The following is a 16,197-nucleotide window of genomic DNA, read 5'->3' as shown; positions in this document are numbered from 1 at the left end:
TGTCATTTAACTGTCATCAACATGCCTTAAGGTGAGGAGACATCTTATGCTGAAGGATCAGTGCTGTGCGCGCCCTGGTTTGCCAATGATAACGACATGACCTCACCTCGGTTAACGACGTCCCGCCAGCCGCTGCGCCTGCTGCAAGATCGCGTGGCCACAGGGTTAATCACCGCAGGCGGTGTCGGCGTGCTGCTCGCGATACTCGCTATCGGTATTTTTTTGGTATGGGAAACCCTGCCGCTCTTGGCGATTGGCGATGCCTTAGCGCTAACAACGCTGACGCCGCTTGCCTGGGGTACGTTGAAAGCCGCGCTGTCGGCTCTACTGTTTGCGATCCCCGTCGCCCTGGGGGCGGCCATTTACTCGGCGCTCTTTATGTCCGCGCGTTTGCGCAGCCGTATTAAGCCCACGCTAGAAATGATGGAAGCAATTCCCGGCGTGGTGGTGGGCTTTATCGCCGGGCTCATCTTGGCGCCGTGGGTAGAGCGCCACCTAGCGAGTGCGCTGGTCGTGATGATTTGGCTGCCGCTAAGCGCGGGGCTAGCCGGTTTCTGCTGGCATTTGGCAAAAACACGCTTACGCCGCCGTTTACCGCTTTGCTGGGCAGGGCTTTGGTTAGTGCCCTGGCTGGCATTCATGGTGACAGTAGCGCTATGGCTCACGCCGTGGATAGAGCAGCATTGGCTTGGCGGCGATTTACGCCAGCTGCTCTATCAGCGCTTTGGAATGGACTACGCTACTCGCAACGCGCTGATCGTGGGCATCGCCATGGGCTTTGCGGTCATTCCCAGCATTTACTCATTGGCGGAAGATGCGCTGGCCGATGTGCCAAAAACCTTGATTGAGGGCGCCCAGGCGCTAGGCGCCAGCCGCTGGCAGGCACTGTGGAAAGTGGCGCTGACGGCAGCGGGCCCCGGTATTTTTTCGGCAGTGATGATTGGTGCGGGCAGAGCCGTTGGCGAAACGATGATAGTGCTGATGGCGAGTGGCAATACCGCGCTGTTGAGCGCCAATCCGTTTGAAGGGATGCGCTCCATGTCCGCCTCGATCGCCATAGAGCTGCCCGAAGCCGCGCCGGGTACCCAGACGTATCATCTACTGATTTTGGCAGCACTCGTATTGTTTATCTTTACCTTTTTAGTTAACACCTTGGCAGAGGTTGTCCGCCATCGCTTGCGGCGTCGTTACCGCCAGCTGGGAAGCATGTCATGACCGGCGTGCCGGCGGATACTGCACCTTCGCGCCGCCGCCTTCACTGGCTGGATGGTCTTTGGCCTTGGCTCTGCGCGGCAAGCGTTGCGCTTTCACTCCTGATGTTAGGGGCGCTACTGACACTGCTGCTGGTTCGTGGGCTAGGGCATTTCTGGCCCGCCACGCTAGAGGAAGTCACGCTGCGCTCAGGTGAAACCTTTGCGGGCCAAGCCGTACGCGAAGTGGCACTGCCCCAACAGCCAGGGGACGAGCGCCTATACTTCACCGGCAATCGTGATATTGAGTCCGTGCGCTGGCGCTGGGTAGCGATTGATGACATTGCCATGCAAGCTCAGCCCATGGACCTGATTCGCCTAGAACGCAGCCCCTGGGATGACTTTATTGGCCGCTTAGTGGCTATTGAGCAACACGATCAGCGCTGGGAGGGGGACGCCGCCTGGCAGCAGTTAACGTCGCTGTTAGCGCTGCCGGTTAGCCAACGGCCGGATAGCCAGCTACTGCTTATCACAGCCAGTGGCCAAGCCGTGCAACAGCCGCTGGCCAACGTGGTCAGCGCCCAGGCCCCCAATGCCATGACATGGCGGCAGAAAACGCTCGCTTGGAGCCAATCTGTGTGGCGCTTCTTGAGTGAGGGGCCGCGTGCCGCGAATACCGGCGGCGGCGTATGGCCCGCGATTTTTGGCACTGTCCTGATGGTGATCTTAATGTCGGTCATCGTCACGCCGTTTGGCGTGCTGGCGGCCATCTACCTTAATGAGATTGCCCACCAGGGACGGCTTACTCGATTTGTCCGCATTGGCGTACGTAATCTTGCGGGCGTGCCGTCCATTGTGTACGGCGTCTTTGGTTTAGGCGTGTTTGTGTATGGAATTGGCGGCTCGCTGGACGAATGGTTCTTCAGTGAGACTTTGCCTTCCCCTACCTTTGGTACTGGCGGCCTGCTATGGGCCTCTCTAACGCTCGCATTGCTCACGTTGCCGGTGGTGATTGTTGCAACCGAAGAGGGGCTGGCACGCATTCCTGAGGCTCAGCGCGAAGGCGCCGTGGCGCTGGGCGCTACGCGCCTGGAAATGCTGACCCGCATCGTGCTGCCCATGGCGGCCCCCGCCATGCTGACAGGCATGATTTTAGCCATTGCCCGCGCAGCGGGTGAAGTGGCGCCGCTGATGCTGGTGGGCGTCGCTAAATTAGCGCCACAAATGCCGGTAGACGGCGAGTTTCCCTATCTGCATTTAGAGCGCAAGTTCATGCACCTTGGCTATCATTTATTCGATACCGCTTTTCACGGTGACGATGTGCAAGCTGCCATACCGCTGGTGTACGCCACCGCGCTACTGCTGGTGTTAATTGTGCTGGTGCTTAATCTAACTGCCATATTTCTACGTCATTATCTTAGGCGTCAACGGGGAAGCGAATGCTAGCGCCATTACATTCAGTTAATACCTCTCAGCCACCGGTCACGCATTTTCCACCTGAGCACTGCTGTCTGAGCATTGATCATCTTAGCCTTGCCTATGCGGGGAAAGAGGCGCTGCGTGATCTAACGCTGAGCATTCCTCGTCATCGTGTCACGGCCTTTATCGGCCCCTCGGGGTGCGGTAAATCAACGTTATTAAGAGCCATCAATCGGCTGCATGACCTTAATGAAGCTGTGAGTCACAGCGGCCAAATTGTGCTGGAAGGCCAAGATATTCATGGCCCTCAGGTGAATGTGACTGAGCTGCGCCGACGTGTCGGGATGGTATTTCAAACGCCTAATCCCTTTCCCATGTCGATTTATGAAAACGTCGCCTTTGGCTTACGTTTGCAGCAGCGCCTGCCCAAGCGCAAGCGTGACGACATTATTGAGTGGGCGCTAACTTCTGCGGCGCTGTGGGATGAAGTGAAAGACCGTCTACATCGTTCTGCCTGGCAGCTTTCCGGTGGCCAGCAGCAGCGCCTGGTGATTGCCCGCACCTTAGCGGTAAAACCCGACGTACTGCTGCTTGATGAACCCGCGTCGGCACTAGATCCCATTTCGACGCTCAAAATTGAGGAGTTAATTCGTAACCTCAAGTCAGAGCTAACCTTGGTGCTGGTGACTCACAATATGCAGCAGGCGGCGCGGGTATCGGACTACACCGCCTTTTTGCATCAGGGCGAGCTGATTGAATACGGGCCAACTGACCAGCTATTCACCAACCCCCGTTTGCAACGTACCGAAAACTACATCACCGGCCGCGTCACCTAGGCCTTATCGACGAAGACATCAGGAGTGGTCCATGGATATTACGAGCGATACCCACAGCCAGCATATCTCCCGCCAGTTCAATCAGGAGTTGGAAGAGCTTAAAACCCATCTGATGGCGATGGGCGGTCTGGTAGAAAAGCAGGTGCAAGATGCCGTCTTTGCTCTTCTAGAAGGCGATACCCGCTTGGCAGAGCAAGTGCGCGACAATGATCGTCAGGTGAACGCCCTGCAGCTGCAAATTGACGACGAATGTACGCGCGTACTGGCCCGCCGCCAGCCGGCAGCATCCGATTTGCGGCTGGTACTTGCCGTTATTCGCGCTACCTCTGACCTGGAACGCATTGGCGATGAAGCCAGCAAAATTGCCCGTAACGCGCTGCTGTTAAGCGAAAGCACCAGCACCATTCGCGGGCTGGTGGAAGTACGTCACATTAGCGAGCACGTGCGTAAAATGCTGCGCGATGCGCTAACCGCCTTTGCTCGCTTTGATACCGATCTCGCTATGCAGGTAGTGCGTGAAGACGAGCTGGTAGATGATGAGTACAGCAGCGCTATGCGTTCATTAATGACGTTCATGATGGAAGATTCACGCTCGATTACGTCAGTACTGAGCATCATGTGGGTACTGCGTGCGCTTGAGCGCGTGGGCGATCATGCTGATAATCTTGCGGAGTACGTAGTCTATCTCGTGAAAGGCTTGGATATCCGCCACAGCGACCCTGACAACCTAGACCCGCAAGGGTTAAAAAAGCCTTGACCTGATTAGGGTTTCCTCCTGCAATACGTCCAGGTTGCCAGGCAACCTGGACGTTTGAATCATGAGGAGCCACCTAATGCTGGATGCTGTCACTGCCCTTAGCCGAGGTACACGCTGTGTTTATCAGCCGGGTATGCGGCGCTATATTTTCTTGCCCATTCTAATCAACCTCATCGTCTACATCAGCATGCTCAGCTTTGTGCTCTCACGCTTTGATGGCTGGCTGGCGCATTGGATGGACATGGTGCCCACCTGGCTTGAATGGCTGTCGTGGCTTATTTGGCCGCTGTTTGTGATTAGCCTAATCGTCGTCGTGTTTTTTACATTTACGCTCATTACCAGCTTCATTGCCGCGCCTTTTTACGGTTTTTTGGCCGCTAAAGTTGAAATACAGGCAACCGGGCGCGAACCCCTTGATGACCGCAATCTTACCCAAACGGCTATCGATGCGGTGGGTCGAGAGTTTGTAAAACTCGCCTATATCTTACCCCGCGCGATCGGTCTGTTTATCATCAGCTGGATTCCTGGCCTGAATTTGGTTGCGCCACTACTCTGGGCACTATTCTCAGCGTGGGTCATGGCGATAACCTATCTGGATTATCCGATGGATAACAACAAGGTAACCTTTAAAGATATGCGCCATCGTCTTGCGAAGCGCTGGTGGCAAAGCCTGACCTATGGCGGATTAATTACGCTGATTACCTGGATTCCGCTGGCCAATTTATTTCTGATTCCAGGCGCGGTGGCGGGTGCCGTACTGATGTGGGACGAACACTATCGGGGCGTTCGAGATATTACGCCAAGTTAAACGCATAGGCCCCGCAGAAGCGGGGCCTATGGGCGCTAGCGGTCACCGTACTGCTAGTGGCTACCAGTCAGTGCTATCGCCTACATCACGGGTCAGATCTTGCGGGCTGTATTGAGTACCACGGCGCGCGCTTTTGCCAGAATCAGCAGCACTGCTAGACGGCGAGAAATCAAGGCTATCACCGTCATCACGCGTTAGATCACGTGGAGATACTTGAGAATCATCAGACATTTGAGACTGTGGCTTATCGATGACGTCCTGACCAACTGCGCGATCTTTATTCAACTCGATGGATGGGTGAGCCATTGCCAACGGGCTAGCAACCAAACCGAAAGAAATACCTACAATGGCGACTTTTTTGCTTAATTTTTTCAATAACATGGCGTTCTCCTCATTACTGCTACGTACCGCTAACGAGTAGTAAAAGTAACCGTTATCGCATTACTTCACAGCGGCTATGGTTTTCAACTAATTGTACGTGTTAGGAGTGCATACTGGATGCCAAAAAAATAAAAATATTTAAAACAGCTGAAAAATCATATCTTTATTTAAAATAATATTGGATACAAAAAACTAGACCCCGCATAGGCGGGGTCAAAGGCGTCATATAACTCTACGATTGCAAATCGCTTACCAAACCTGTCCATCGCCTTCGTCATGCGTTAAGTCTTTAGCCGTAAAATCAACATCAACGCTGGCATTCGTTGACTCAGCCTTTATAACCGCAGGATAGTCGCCTTCATCATACATTAAGTCGGATGGGCTAACGTCAGCCTGGCCTACTGTGCGCTCTGACTGGGCCTGAATGGGCTCAATATCAACTGCGCGATCTTGGTTCGCATTAATTGAAAAATTTGCAAATGCAAAGGGGCTAGCCAATAACGTTAGTGAAATACCCACTAAAGCTGCTTTTTTAACAAAAATATTTAACATTTTGACACTCCTGAAACTGTTTATACCGCTGGCGTGGAAGAAGAAGCGCCTTCATGGCAAACTTTTTAACTTAATCATCTTCCTTACCCTTAGTAAGCATAAAGAATGCCACAACTAATATAGATTATAAAAAATACTATTAATCAATAGCATATAACACATACATTGCGCACAATAATATGACGCAAAAACAACAACCACGCTAAATAACTGTGCACAAATGTCACATGCGCAAGTTTGCATGTGCCTTTTTGACACACAGCTAGAAAAAAGCAGCGTTGCTGAGTTGAAAAAATATAGGGATAATCGATATCGCTAAAGAGGCGCGCAGTCAGTTAACCATATTTAACGAGCAACATTGAAAAAAGCTAAGGGCAGTAAAAAAATAGCAGACAGCAAAAAATTAAGCCCCACCGGAGGTGAGGCTTAATGTCTAGCTTGCAGATAGGTAATGCTAACGCTAGCTTCCATTCCTTTGTGCGGGACTCCAACCGTGGATGTTACCCTCACTAACGTTTTGATTTCCTATTGATTCATCCTTGAATCTAAAAACATCCCTATAGCAGAGTCTTTACAGGCTCTCAGTACTATTTTTCAGTGCGGTCATTACATACCGCTATTTTCTTCAGGCAACTCTTCTGTGCTATCAAAATTAGCATCATCTGAATTACTAGTAGAGTTTGGATCCATATCGCTGGCGTCATCACCAACATCATGCGTTAAATCGTGCTGATTTTGCTCACTGGCGGTATCCGTGTGAGTACCCTGCGGATCCATCGCCTCGTCATCCGCAGTAATATCTTGGTTCTGATCAATAGATGTACTTTGCTCAGATTCTGCGAACGCTAGCGGGCTAGCCATCAAGCCAAACGTTAAACCTAGAATGCCAGCTTTCTTGAGTAATTCCTTGGACATCATATTCCACCTCCGATCGCTGTTTAAACCGCTTAACTAAGAAAGAAAGGCTAAGTTCAGCCAGCAATTCCTGCGGTCATCTCTCTTACTTGCTTATATTCGCTGCAGCAGACATGCCAAAATCTAATATAATAAAATAAAAACAATAATTATCAAAAACTTATAAAAAATAAGATTACGGAATAAATCTTAATTAGCGATAAAGCGCACCCAAATAGTGTGTAAAAATGACACATGAGTAAAGTTTTACCAATCTTACATGCCAATATTGCACACTTCTACAAATATTGTGCAGCAGGCATTTTAGGGCTAGCTAAGGCGCGAAGCGGAGAATGTACAGCGGAATAAAGCACCCTTACCCGGGTGAGATTCAATCAATAGCTGAGCATCATGGCGTAGCAGCACGTGTTTGACAATTGCCAAGCCCAAACCAGTACCGCCCGTCGTCGTGCTACGCCCTTTATCAACGCGGTAGAAGCGTTCGGTCAGCCGAGGGATGTGCACAGGATCAATTCCCTCGCCGTTGTCCTCAACGTCAATACAGGCTCCGCCAGCTTGGTTATCTTTCCAGCGCAACGTGATGTGGCTCCCTGGCGGCGTGTAGCGAACAGCGTTAAACGCGAGATTAGAAATCGCGCTGCGCATTTCCTGCTCGCTTCCTAGCAGACGTGCCTTGCTGTCAAGCGCAATAGTGATGGTATGCCGCTGATCCGATAGCGCTAGCGCATCCTCACGAACACTCTGTAGCAAAGGGCCCAGCGACAACGGCTGATGATCCTTACCACTTTGGTCAATTTCTAACCGGGACAGCAGCAATAGGTCATTGACCAGGTTCTGCATTCGCTGCGTCTGCTCCTGCATTTGCTGAATACCTTTACCTAAGCGCGGAGGTAGCTGCTCGGCAAGATCGCCATAGGTTTCTAAATAGCCAGAAAGCACGGTCAGAGGGGTACGTAGCTCGTGGGATACATTGGCCACAAAATCACGGCGCATCTGCTCCAGACGATGCAGACGCGTGATATCTCGCGCCATCACTAGCCGCTCATCGTCGCCGTACAGGGTAATTTGGTACTGCAGAATGCATCGCTCATCAATGGGCGATGTTAGCGTTAGCGGTTCACTATAGTGGCGGGCGTTGAAGTAGCTTATAAAGCCCGGATCGCGGAGTAAATTGGTAATGTGCTGACCACGGTCATGGGCCGTTTGCAGCCCAAGCATCGTGGTTGCAGCGCTGTTCCACCACTCTAAATCTCCGTGGCGGTCAAGCATAACGACGCTATCGCGCATCGCCTCTGACGACTCTTGAATACGCGCCAAAGTGGCACGCAGCCGACTTTGCGTAATGCGCTGGCTTTTTTGATAGCGATATAAGCGATCAAACAGTTCGCCCCATATCCCCTGGGCAGCAGGTGGTTCATCATGGGGTTGCAGGGTTAGCCATCGATACAGCGCGCGCAGCTGCCGCAATTGATAAAACAGATACACTGCCAGTCCAGAAGCCAGCCCCAGCCCCGCTGCATCCAATAGCCAGCCAATGCTTGTCCCCAGCGTGGCTAGCCAGGCCAGTTGCCACAGTTCACGGCTCCATAAGCGCACATTTATACCCGTGAAGAGAAACGGTAACCGGTGCCCCGAACCGTTTGAATCAGATTTTGATGGGGTTCGCCTAGCGCTTTACGCAACCGGCGAATATGTACATCTACCGTGCGCTCTTCAACGTACACGTTGCCACCCCACACTTGATCAAGCAGCTGGCTGCGCGTGTAAGCGCGCTCCTGGTGCGTCATAAAGAACTGCAGCAGACGATATTCCGTTGGGCCTATCTCAAGCGCCTTATCATCAGTGCTGACACGATGACTCACCGGATCAAGCAGCAGTCCATTAACCTCTACGGGGTCTTCAACACCACGCGGCGTTGCACGACGCAAAACGGCTTTAAGCCGTGCCACCAACTCGCGAGGCGAAAAAGGCTTGGTAATATAATCATCGGCACCAGCTTCAAGCCCCTGAATCTTATTATCTTCTTCGCCTTTAGCGGTCAGCATAATAATGGGAATTTCAGCAGTGGCTTCTTCGCGCTTTAAGCGCCTAGCAAGCTCGATACCGCTGGTGCCAGGCATCATCCAATCAAGCAGCAGTAAATCAGGCTGGTGGTCGACGATCAAAGCATGAGCATCCTGAGCGTTATCCGCTTCGAGCACGCGATAGTCAGCCATTTCCAGCGCTACCGCAATCATCTCGCGGATCGGCGCCTCATCATCGACAATCAAAACGGTCTTGGCAGTCATACCAGAGCCTCAAGGGGTGCAAAGAGAGCTAATTCAATGAAAAATAGCTCAATGACATATCGATGACGATAACACCATGACTTGATGACAGTTACATGACAGCGGCGATTATTAGCCCGCCACAGGCCACCAACTTAGCGCAATACCCGCGAAAATAAACAAACCTGACCAAAAATTATTGAGGAACGCCTGAAAGCACGCATCTCGGGCACGGTGAAAAATTAACCGCTGCTGATGCAGAAAAGTGGCCGCCATTCCCGCGAGTCCTAACCAGAAAAAACCGCCTAGACCCACTCGCCACCCTACCCATGCTAATAGCAGCAACGTCACCACTTGTAATAAAGCAATAATGACGCGGTCCGCATTACCAAACAGCACGGCTGTCGATTTAATACCGATTTTTAAATCATCGTCGCGGTCCACCATGGCGTACTGGGTATCGTACGCCACGGTCCAAACCACATTAGCAAAAAACAATAGCCAAGCCTCCAGCGGGACATAGCCCAGCACAGCGCCAAACGCCATGGGGATCGCCCAAGCAAAGGCGGCGCCCAGCACGACCTGAGGAAGGTTGGTATAGCGCTTCATAAACGGATAAATAATCGCTAGCAGCACGCCACCCAGCGAGAGCATCACCGTGAACCAATTGGTCAGCAGCACCAAAATGAAGGATATCGCGATCAATGCGATAAACAGCAGCTGGGCCTCGGTTTCGCTAATACGACCGGTGGCTAGAGGACGATTTTTAGTGCGCTTTACATGCCCATCAAAATGACGGTCGGCATAGTCATTCACCACGCAGCCTGCGGCACGCATGGCGTAAACGCCGGCAACAAAAATAAGCAGCACATTGCGCCCCGGCACGCCCTGCGCGGCAATCCATAGCGCCCAAAGAGCGGGCCACATTAATAGCCACGTGCCTATGGGCCGATCCAAGCGCATCAGCTGTAAAAAGTCTGCCACGCGAGCCAATCCCTTCGGCCGCAACAGTGAACGATCCATGCTTACCTCACGAAAAAGAAAACGCAGCTGCTAGCCTAGCGCGAAGGCAGATCAAGGTCATCCGCCATTGCCCGCAAAAAGTACTCTTGTACCAATAACGACAGGCCACCATGCGTAAATACGGAGCGGCGGCCCCAGCTACAATCCTGCTCGACCCCATGTAGGCTAGCAAAAGGCGGGCGTTGTGTTGTCGCCTCTAATGGCCCTCGCACTAAGTCTGGCTGGCGAAATAACCAGCTGCCTAACGAACGCTCGCCCAAACGATCTAAACGCTGGCCTTTTAGCTGTGTCAACGGCGCTACTGAGCGCGCGACCACCCACGGCGTTTCATCTAAACACAGCGCTACTTCACGCAGCCATGCATAGCGTTTAGGGCCAATCCCCAGCGCCTGGGCTTCATCGGGCAACGGCCATCCCACACCTTGGCGCAGTAAACGCACCCGAAAAGGCTTGCCACCGCCTGCGGCTGTTAAACGAGCGGTTAACGAATCGGTGGAGGCTACCCACTGCCACCATGGAGAGCTCATCGCGGGGCGCGCCGCATGGACGGGGCGCCAGCGTGGAAAGAGATACATTTGCCGGCCAGCGGGTGATGTCACCGAGTTCTCCAGGGCAATAACGGGAGCAGCTAGTGTAACATGACGCTCTAACAGGCTTTGGTTTCAGCAGCTTTTTCAATAACTCTTTCAATAACTCTTTTAGCGACCTTTTGGATGTCTGCATGCCCGCATCATATACACAGATAATGTCAACGACACCGCTATCTTCTCGCGCTGCGCTGGTGATTATTGGCACGGGGATGGCAGGCATAGGTCTTGCTCGTGCACTGCGACGGCAGGGCGACACACGCTCTATCACGCTGATCAGCGCTGACAGCGGCGACGATTACAGCAAACCCCTGCTTTCTACCGGCTTTAGTAAAGGGTTAGCGCCCGAGAAATTAGCTCAGCGAAGCGCCGCAGAGCTTGGCGAAGAGCTAAACGCCCGATTAGTTACCCACACCCATGTCAACGCACTGGATGTGGATAACCATGCGGTGCTTTTAGGCAATGCGCCAGGGCAAGAGCGGCTGAGCTATGAAACATTGGTGTTAGCGACCGGAGCGGCACCTCGAATGCCTTTTAGCAGCGAGCCTAGCGTTGCTTCACGCTGTTTTACGGTCAACGATTTGGACGACTATCGCCGCTTTCATCAGGCGTTAAGTCACGGACATTCACGGGTAGCCATTGTGGGGGCCGGGCTAGTCGGCTGTGAGTTCGCTAACGACCTTCACGCCGGCGGCCACCCAGTGTCCATCATTGCCCCCGAAGGTAATCTGCTTGCGCGTCTGTTACCGCCGCCATTAGGTCACGCCTTAGGCGATGCGTTCAGCGACGCGGGTATCCGACTTTATTTAGGCCGCACCATTGAATCGATAGCGCTCAGCCACGCCAATGATATTGCGCTCCACTTGGATAACGGCTCCGTACTAAGCACCGACATCATTTTGATGGCCACGGGCCTTGCCCCGCGCACAGCACTTGCCGAAGCAGCAGGGTTAACGGTGTCATCTAGCGGCATTGTGGTAGATCGCCACCTGCGCACATCGCACCCCAATATTTATGCGTTAGGCGATGCAGCCTGCGTCGACGGGGTGAATGCCATGTACGTACAGCCGCTGCAAGCAAGCGCCAAAGCCCTTGCGGCCACCCTGGCCGGCACCCCCACCCGCGTAAGCTTTGGCGCGTGGCCGGTAGTGGTTAAAACCCCGTTATTACCCGTGGTTGCCTACCCGGCTCCATCTCCTCCTGAGCGCTGGAGAATTGAAGGCGAAGGCGGCGATATCAGTGCCTTGGCGGAAGATAAAGACGGGCATTTGATTGGTTTTGCGTTGACAGGCGGCTGCGTGAGAAGGAAAGTGGAGCTTTCCAGAGCAGCACCTGCGCTGCTAGGCTGATTTTCGCCGCGTTCACGACTAAGCTAGATTAAGCTAACCTAGTCATGGTGACGCACCCAATAACATACCTTCGTTTTATACGTTCGATTTTTATCAAAGGGAGATTCCTTATGCGCAAACCTGAACTCGCTGCTGCTATCGCTGAGAGTGCCGACCTGTCTAAAGACAAAGCTGGCCAAGTACTGAATGTCATTCTGGATGAAATCACCAACAGCGTCGCCAAAGGTGAAGATGTTGCTCTGATTGGTTTTGGCACCTTTACAGTTCGCCAACGCGCTGCGCGTACCGGCAAGAATCCACAAACCGGTGCACCGCTGCAAATTGCAGCCAGCAAAAATGTCGCCTTTAAGCCTGGTAAAGCACTGAAGGACGCCGTTTCCTAATGAAGCTCAAGCTGACGCTGTGGCTACTGGGCTTAATGCTCAAACGAGCCCTGCGCCGCAAGCCGCGCTTTCGTGAGCAGCTAGAGCGCATGCGCGGCTTGGACTGGGGAATAGCCACCGAAGATCTAAGTATTGCCCGCCACTACCGGATGACGCCGAAAAGCATCCATACCGGTAAAGGGCTACCCGTAGACTTAGATCTTGAGCTACGCTTCCGCGATCAAACTACCGCCTTGAAAGTACTCAAAAAGCCAACACAGCAGGCCTTTCTCGACGGCATGATGAGTGGAAACGTCCGCTTAGTCGGCGACTCTGCTGATATGAACAAGCTGCAGAAACTGCTCAAGTATCTGTAGTAAGGCACTATCGGCTTAGAGCCAATCAAGCGGCATTGGGTAACGGTTCTGGCTAAACGCGTTTAGCCAAAAACAGCGCAGAGGTATAACAGCTCTCGATGGATATACCTCATCAACGCTTAGTTTACTTCCGCGTTACCCTGGAGTCTGGCTCGGTGCGCCGCGCAGCGGCGCGCTTAGACATTGCTCCCTCGGCAGTTAGCCGGCAAATTTCATTGCTGGAAGAAGCCTTGGGGGCGACCCTCATGGAGCGTCAGCGTGACGGCATTTCACCCACGCCAGTGGGTGAAATGCTGCTTGAGTACTGCGAGCGCCGCGGGGCTCTTGATGAAGGCTTTATCGCCTCACTTGAATCCTATCAGCGTATGGAAACCGGCAAAATTTCACTCACGGTGGGTGAGGGTTTTGTTAGCGATTTAGTAGCGTCCCCGCTACACGAATTTACCCAGCTTTATGCAGGCATTCAGCTGGATATCCATATTGCAGGCACCTCAGGTATTATTGAAGCGGTGGTCGGCAATCACAGCCATATCGGTTTAATGTTCCACGAACGCACTCACCCCCAGCTACGCTTTTGGGCATCTAGCCCCCAGCCGCTGATGGCTATTTTATCTCCCGATCACCCTCTAGCCCAACAAACCACGCCGCTCTCACTTATTCAGCTCAGCGCACAGCCGATGGCCATGTGGGATATCAGCCACGGCGTACGTCAAATGGTTGATCAAGCTTTTCAACAGGCGCGGATTGTTCCACAGCTAGCCATGAACACTAATTCAATGGTGGTGTTGGCACAGTATGTGCGCAGCGGCATGGGCATCACTTTACTGCCAGCCTTCGCCGTCGCCCATGATTTAGAAGCAGGTACGCTCGTCGCGCAGCCGGTCGATAACCCATTATTTCAGCGCTCCCACGCGCACATGGTCACCCGCGTGGGTCGCCAACAGCCTAAAGCCAGCATTCTATTGCTGCGCCATTTACAGCGCTGGATGCAGGCGTTTCAAGACTCTAGTTCGGCGAATAATCAACCAACACCGCTTCCATAGCCAAAGGCAACGCTTGCCTGTGTCGCAGTTTCCACCCATACGCTTTGCGGCACGGTATATTCACGCAGTCCCTCCAGGCCGCTTGACCGGCCAGGCCAAAACGCGTTTCATTGGCTAAGCGAATAGCCTCGGCTTCATCGTCAAAGCCCATGGCGACCAATACGGGGCCAAAAACCTCCTGCTGGGCGATTTCCATATCGGGCGTTACGTCGACCAAAACCGTCGGAGCTATGAAGTAGCCTTGTGCTTCCTCAGGCAATCCCGCTGGACGCTTACCGCCCGTTAATAGCCGCGCGCCAGCGGCCACGGCGGCATCAATCATGCGCATAACCTGATCAAACTGACGGCTATTTTGCAGAGGCCCCATTCGAGTCGCTTCCTCACTGGGTAGCCCAACTTCGATCTGTTCTGCCGCGCGCGCTAAGCGCGTGGTGACCTGCTCAAATACCGAGCGCTCAATCAATAGCCGCGAGCCCGCCACGCAGCTCTGCCCAGCGGCGGCAAAAATGGCAGCTTGAGCGCCTGCTACGGCTTCATCCAGCTTAGCATCGGCAAATACGATGTTGGCCGACTTCCCGCCAAGCTCTAACACGCTGGGCACTAAGCGCCGTGCGCCCGCTTCAGCAATCATGCGCCCGCTCTGAGGTGAGCCAACAAACACCAGCTTACTGATGGTGGGGTGATCGGTTAGCGCCGCGCCGGTCGTCTTACCCAGCCCGTTAACAATATTAATCAGGCCTTTAGGCAGCCCTTGCCCACCGGTTTCGAGCAGCATTGCAATCACCACCGATGAAAAGGGCGTTAGCTCAGAGGGCTTCAATACTGCGCCATTGCCCGCCGCAATGGCCGGGGCCAGCTGCCAGGCGCAGGTAAACATCGGCGCGTTCCACGGGGTAATTTGCCCTACCACGCCATAAGGTACGTGACGCACGTAGTTAAGATGCGATGTCGGCACCGGAATCACTTCGCCATGCTGTTTGTCGCACCAGCCCGCATAGTATTCAAACATCTCACGTACTTTGCCCACTTCAGCGCGGCAGTCGCGGATCGGCTTACCGGCGACAACACTTTCCAACTGCGCCAGCGCCTCTTCATGGCCTTCTAGACCGCGCAGCGCAGCATGCATGCGTCGACCACGTTCGCTGGCGGTTAGCGCCATCCATTCCCGCTGCCCACGCGTCGCCGCTTGGGTGGCACGCTCAATCAGTGTAGCGCCCGCATCGTGATAGCTGACCAGCGCTTCACCGGTAGCAGGGTTAGTCAGGGTAATTTGCTCGCCGTCTCCCGCCACTAAGCCGCCATCAATCCAATTACTCAGTGGCGTGTCAGCCGCCAAGCCGAAACCTTCAAGCAGTTCGGCAAGGCGTTCACGGGCAAGTTGATTAAGTGAGGTCATCACTTTTCCTCCGCCTGCGTGGCACGCGCTAAAATGGGCGTCGCAATATGGTTAAAATCATCGCTATCAGTTGGCTGATTAGCATTCGCGTGCCAAGCATCGACAACGGCGTTGAGCAGGCCCAGAGGAATATTGAGCTGCTCAGCGGCATCCCGCGCCAAACGCAAATCTTTACGCATCAAGCCGGTGGTAAACCCGGAATCAAAGCGCTCACTCAACACCCACTCAGGGAAATTCACTTCACTCACCGCGCTGCGCCCAGAGCCACTATTAATCCCGGCTAAGCAGGCCGCGGGGGCAACGCCGGCTTTCGTCGCCATGGCCACCGCCTCAGCGGTGGTTAGCAAGTGCGCAGCACACAGGTAATTATTCGCGAGTTTAACAACGTGGCCACAGCCAGGGCCGCCCACGTGGGTGCGCTTAGCCGACATTGCTTCCAGCATCGGATTAACGCGTTCGATGGTGGCAGTGTCGCCCCCGAGGAGCATCCCCAGCTTGCCGCTAGCGGCGCCTTTCGGCCCCCCGCTTACCGGCGCATCCAACCATTGAAGGCCCGCAGCAATGACTTTCTCAGCCAGCTTTCGGCTAACCACGGGGTCGCTGGTGGATGTATCGACAATCACGCTGCCTTTAGGCGCCAGCTTGAGTAGCCCCGGTGAGTGCTCGATAACTTCACGCACATGAGCGGACGTGGGCAGCGACAGCAGATACACGTCGCTGGCGGGCAGTGCCTCAGGCGTTACAACGGCCAACCCTTGTTCAGCCAGCCGCGACCGCGCGGGTTCAAACACGTCGCTGCCCGTTACTGTAAAGCCTGCGGCTTTAAGGGTGAGCGCCATATTGCCACCCATCTGCCCCAGGCCAATCACCGTAATGGTTAACATAGTAAAACTCCTAAGCGCCTTTACTAAGCAATGTGCCGCGTAAAGAGGCTC

At 53.8% G+C, this 16,197-nt stretch carries 18 protein-coding genes; 9 read left to right on the top strand and 9 right to left on the bottom strand.

The window, feature by feature from the left end:
* Window positions 1–96: 96 nt before the first annotated feature.
* From CIK78_RS02495 to cysZ, 5 genes are all read left to right on the top strand, one after another.
* Window positions 97–1,215: an ABC transporter permease subunit gene (locus CIK78_RS02495; RefSeq protein WP_096282233.1), complete on the top strand. Its 1,119-nt coding sequence runs from the start codon at window positions 97–99 to the stop codon at window positions 1,213–1,215.
* On the top strand, window positions 1,212–2,636 hold the full coding sequence (gene pstA / locus CIK78_RS02490; protein WP_096276904.1) for a phosphate ABC transporter permease PstA: 1,425 nt from the start codon (window positions 1,212–1,214) through the stop codon (window positions 2,634–2,636). Before CIK78_RS02495 ends, pstA begins: the two co-directional genes overlap by 4 nt.
* Window positions 2,630–3,445 carry a phosphate ABC transporter ATP-binding protein PstB gene (gene pstB / locus CIK78_RS02485; RefSeq protein ID WP_096276902.1) on the top strand — a complete coding sequence of 272 codons (816 nt, stop codon included), beginning with the start codon at window positions 2,630–2,632 and terminating at the stop codon, window positions 3,443–3,445. Before pstA ends, pstB begins: the two co-directional genes overlap by 7 nt.
* A 31-nt stretch (window positions 3,446–3,476) precedes the next feature.
* The gene (gene phoU / locus CIK78_RS02480) at window positions 3,477–4,202 is read left to right on the top strand and encodes a phosphate signaling complex protein PhoU (protein ID WP_096276899.1); all 726 of its coding nucleotides are present in this window, start codon (window positions 3,477–3,479) and stop codon (window positions 4,200–4,202) included.
* Between the two features lie 76 nt (window positions 4,203–4,278).
* Window positions 4,279–5,010, top strand: coding sequence for a sulfate transporter CysZ (gene cysZ / locus CIK78_RS02475; protein WP_096276897.1), 732 nt, complete (start codon window positions 4,279–4,281; stop codon window positions 5,008–5,010).
* A 60-nt stretch (window positions 5,011–5,070) separates the two neighbouring features.
* Here cysZ and CIK78_RS02470 read toward each other — a convergent pair whose 3' ends face one another.
* From CIK78_RS02470 to CIK78_RS02440, 7 genes are all read right to left on the bottom strand, one after another.
* Window positions 5,071–5,391: a hypothetical protein gene (locus tag CIK78_RS02470; protein WP_096276895.1), complete on the bottom strand. Its 321-nt coding sequence runs from the start codon at window positions 5,389–5,391 to the stop codon at window positions 5,071–5,073.
* Window positions 5,392–5,640: 249 nt separating this feature from the next.
* Entirely contained in the window at window positions 5,641–5,943 is a 303-nt protein-coding gene (locus tag CIK78_RS02465) for a hypothetical protein (RefSeq protein ID WP_096276893.1), read from the bottom strand.
* Window positions 5,944–6,549: 606 nt separating this feature from the next.
* A complete protein-coding gene (locus CIK78_RS02460) occupies window positions 6,550–6,858 on the bottom strand; it encodes a hypothetical protein (RefSeq protein WP_096282232.1) in 309 nt (102 codons plus the stop codon).
* Window positions 6,859–7,167: 309 nt separating this feature from the next.
* The gene (gene phoR, locus CIK78_RS02455; RefSeq protein WP_096276891.1) at window positions 7,168–8,454 is read right to left on the bottom strand and encodes a phosphate regulon sensor histidine kinase PhoR; all 1,287 of its coding nucleotides are present in this window, start codon (window positions 8,452–8,454) and stop codon (window positions 7,168–7,170) included.
* 2 nt (window positions 8,455–8,456) lie between these two features.
* A complete protein-coding gene (phoB, locus tag CIK78_RS02450) occupies window positions 8,457–9,146 on the bottom strand; it encodes a phosphate regulon transcriptional regulator PhoB (RefSeq protein WP_096276889.1) in 690 nt (229 codons plus the stop codon).
* A gap of 111 nt (window positions 9,147–9,257) precedes the next feature.
* On the bottom strand, window positions 9,258–10,148 hold the full coding sequence (ubiA, locus tag CIK78_RS02445) for a 4-hydroxybenzoate octaprenyltransferase (RefSeq protein WP_096276887.1): 891 nt from the start codon (window positions 10,146–10,148) through the stop codon (window positions 9,258–9,260).
* A 35-nt stretch (window positions 10,149–10,183) separates the two neighbouring features.
* Entirely contained in the window at window positions 10,184–10,747 is a 564-nt protein-coding gene (locus CIK78_RS02440; protein ID WP_096276885.1) for a chorismate lyase, read from the bottom strand.
* Between the two features lie 122 nt (window positions 10,748–10,869).
* Here CIK78_RS02440 and CIK78_RS02435 point away from each other — a divergent pair, with 122 nt between their 5' ends.
* The 4 genes from CIK78_RS02435 to CIK78_RS02420 all read left to right on the top strand — a co-directional run bounded on the left by CIK78_RS02435 (window position 10,870) and on the right by CIK78_RS02420 (window position 13,866).
* A complete protein-coding gene (locus CIK78_RS02435; RefSeq protein WP_096276883.1) occupies window positions 10,870–12,084 on the top strand; it encodes an FAD-dependent oxidoreductase in 1,215 nt (404 codons plus the stop codon).
* A gap of 110 nt (window positions 12,085–12,194) precedes the next feature.
* Window positions 12,195–12,467, top strand: a complete 273-nt coding sequence (locus CIK78_RS02430) for an HU family DNA-binding protein (RefSeq protein ID WP_096276881.1) — start codon at window positions 12,195–12,197, stop codon at window positions 12,465–12,467.
* Window positions 12,467–12,823: a hypothetical protein gene (locus CIK78_RS02425; RefSeq protein ID WP_096276879.1), complete on the top strand. Its 357-nt coding sequence runs from the start codon at window positions 12,467–12,469 to the stop codon at window positions 12,821–12,823. The genes CIK78_RS02430 and CIK78_RS02425 overlap by 1 nt, the downstream gene beginning before the upstream one ends.
* 98 nt (window positions 12,824–12,921) lie before the next feature.
* A complete protein-coding gene (locus CIK78_RS02420) occupies window positions 12,922–13,866 on the top strand; it encodes a LysR family transcriptional regulator (RefSeq protein ID WP_096276876.1) in 945 nt (314 codons plus the stop codon).
* Here the strand turns inward: CIK78_RS02420 and CIK78_RS02415 are convergent.
* The gene (locus CIK78_RS02415; protein WP_343218230.1) at window positions 13,829–15,262 is read right to left on the bottom strand and encodes an aldehyde dehydrogenase family protein; all 1,434 of its coding nucleotides are present in this window, start codon (window positions 15,260–15,262) and stop codon (window positions 13,829–13,831) included. The genes CIK78_RS02420 and CIK78_RS02415 overlap by 38 nt on opposite strands.
* On the bottom strand, window positions 15,262–16,146 hold the full coding sequence (locus tag CIK78_RS02410) for an NAD(P)-dependent oxidoreductase (RefSeq protein ID WP_096276874.1): 885 nt from the start codon (window positions 16,144–16,146) through the stop codon (window positions 15,262–15,264). The genes CIK78_RS02415 and CIK78_RS02410 overlap by 1 nt, the downstream gene beginning before the upstream one ends.
* Window positions 16,147–16,197 lie beyond the last annotated feature (51 nt).

It is taken from the genome of Halomonas sp. JB37, assembly GCF_002332255.1.
In the GTDB taxonomy this organism is placed as follows: domain Bacteria; phylum Pseudomonadota; class Gammaproteobacteria; order Pseudomonadales; family Halomonadaceae; genus Vreelandella; species Vreelandella casei.
This window is presented reverse-complemented; position numbering and strand designations above follow the sequence as displayed.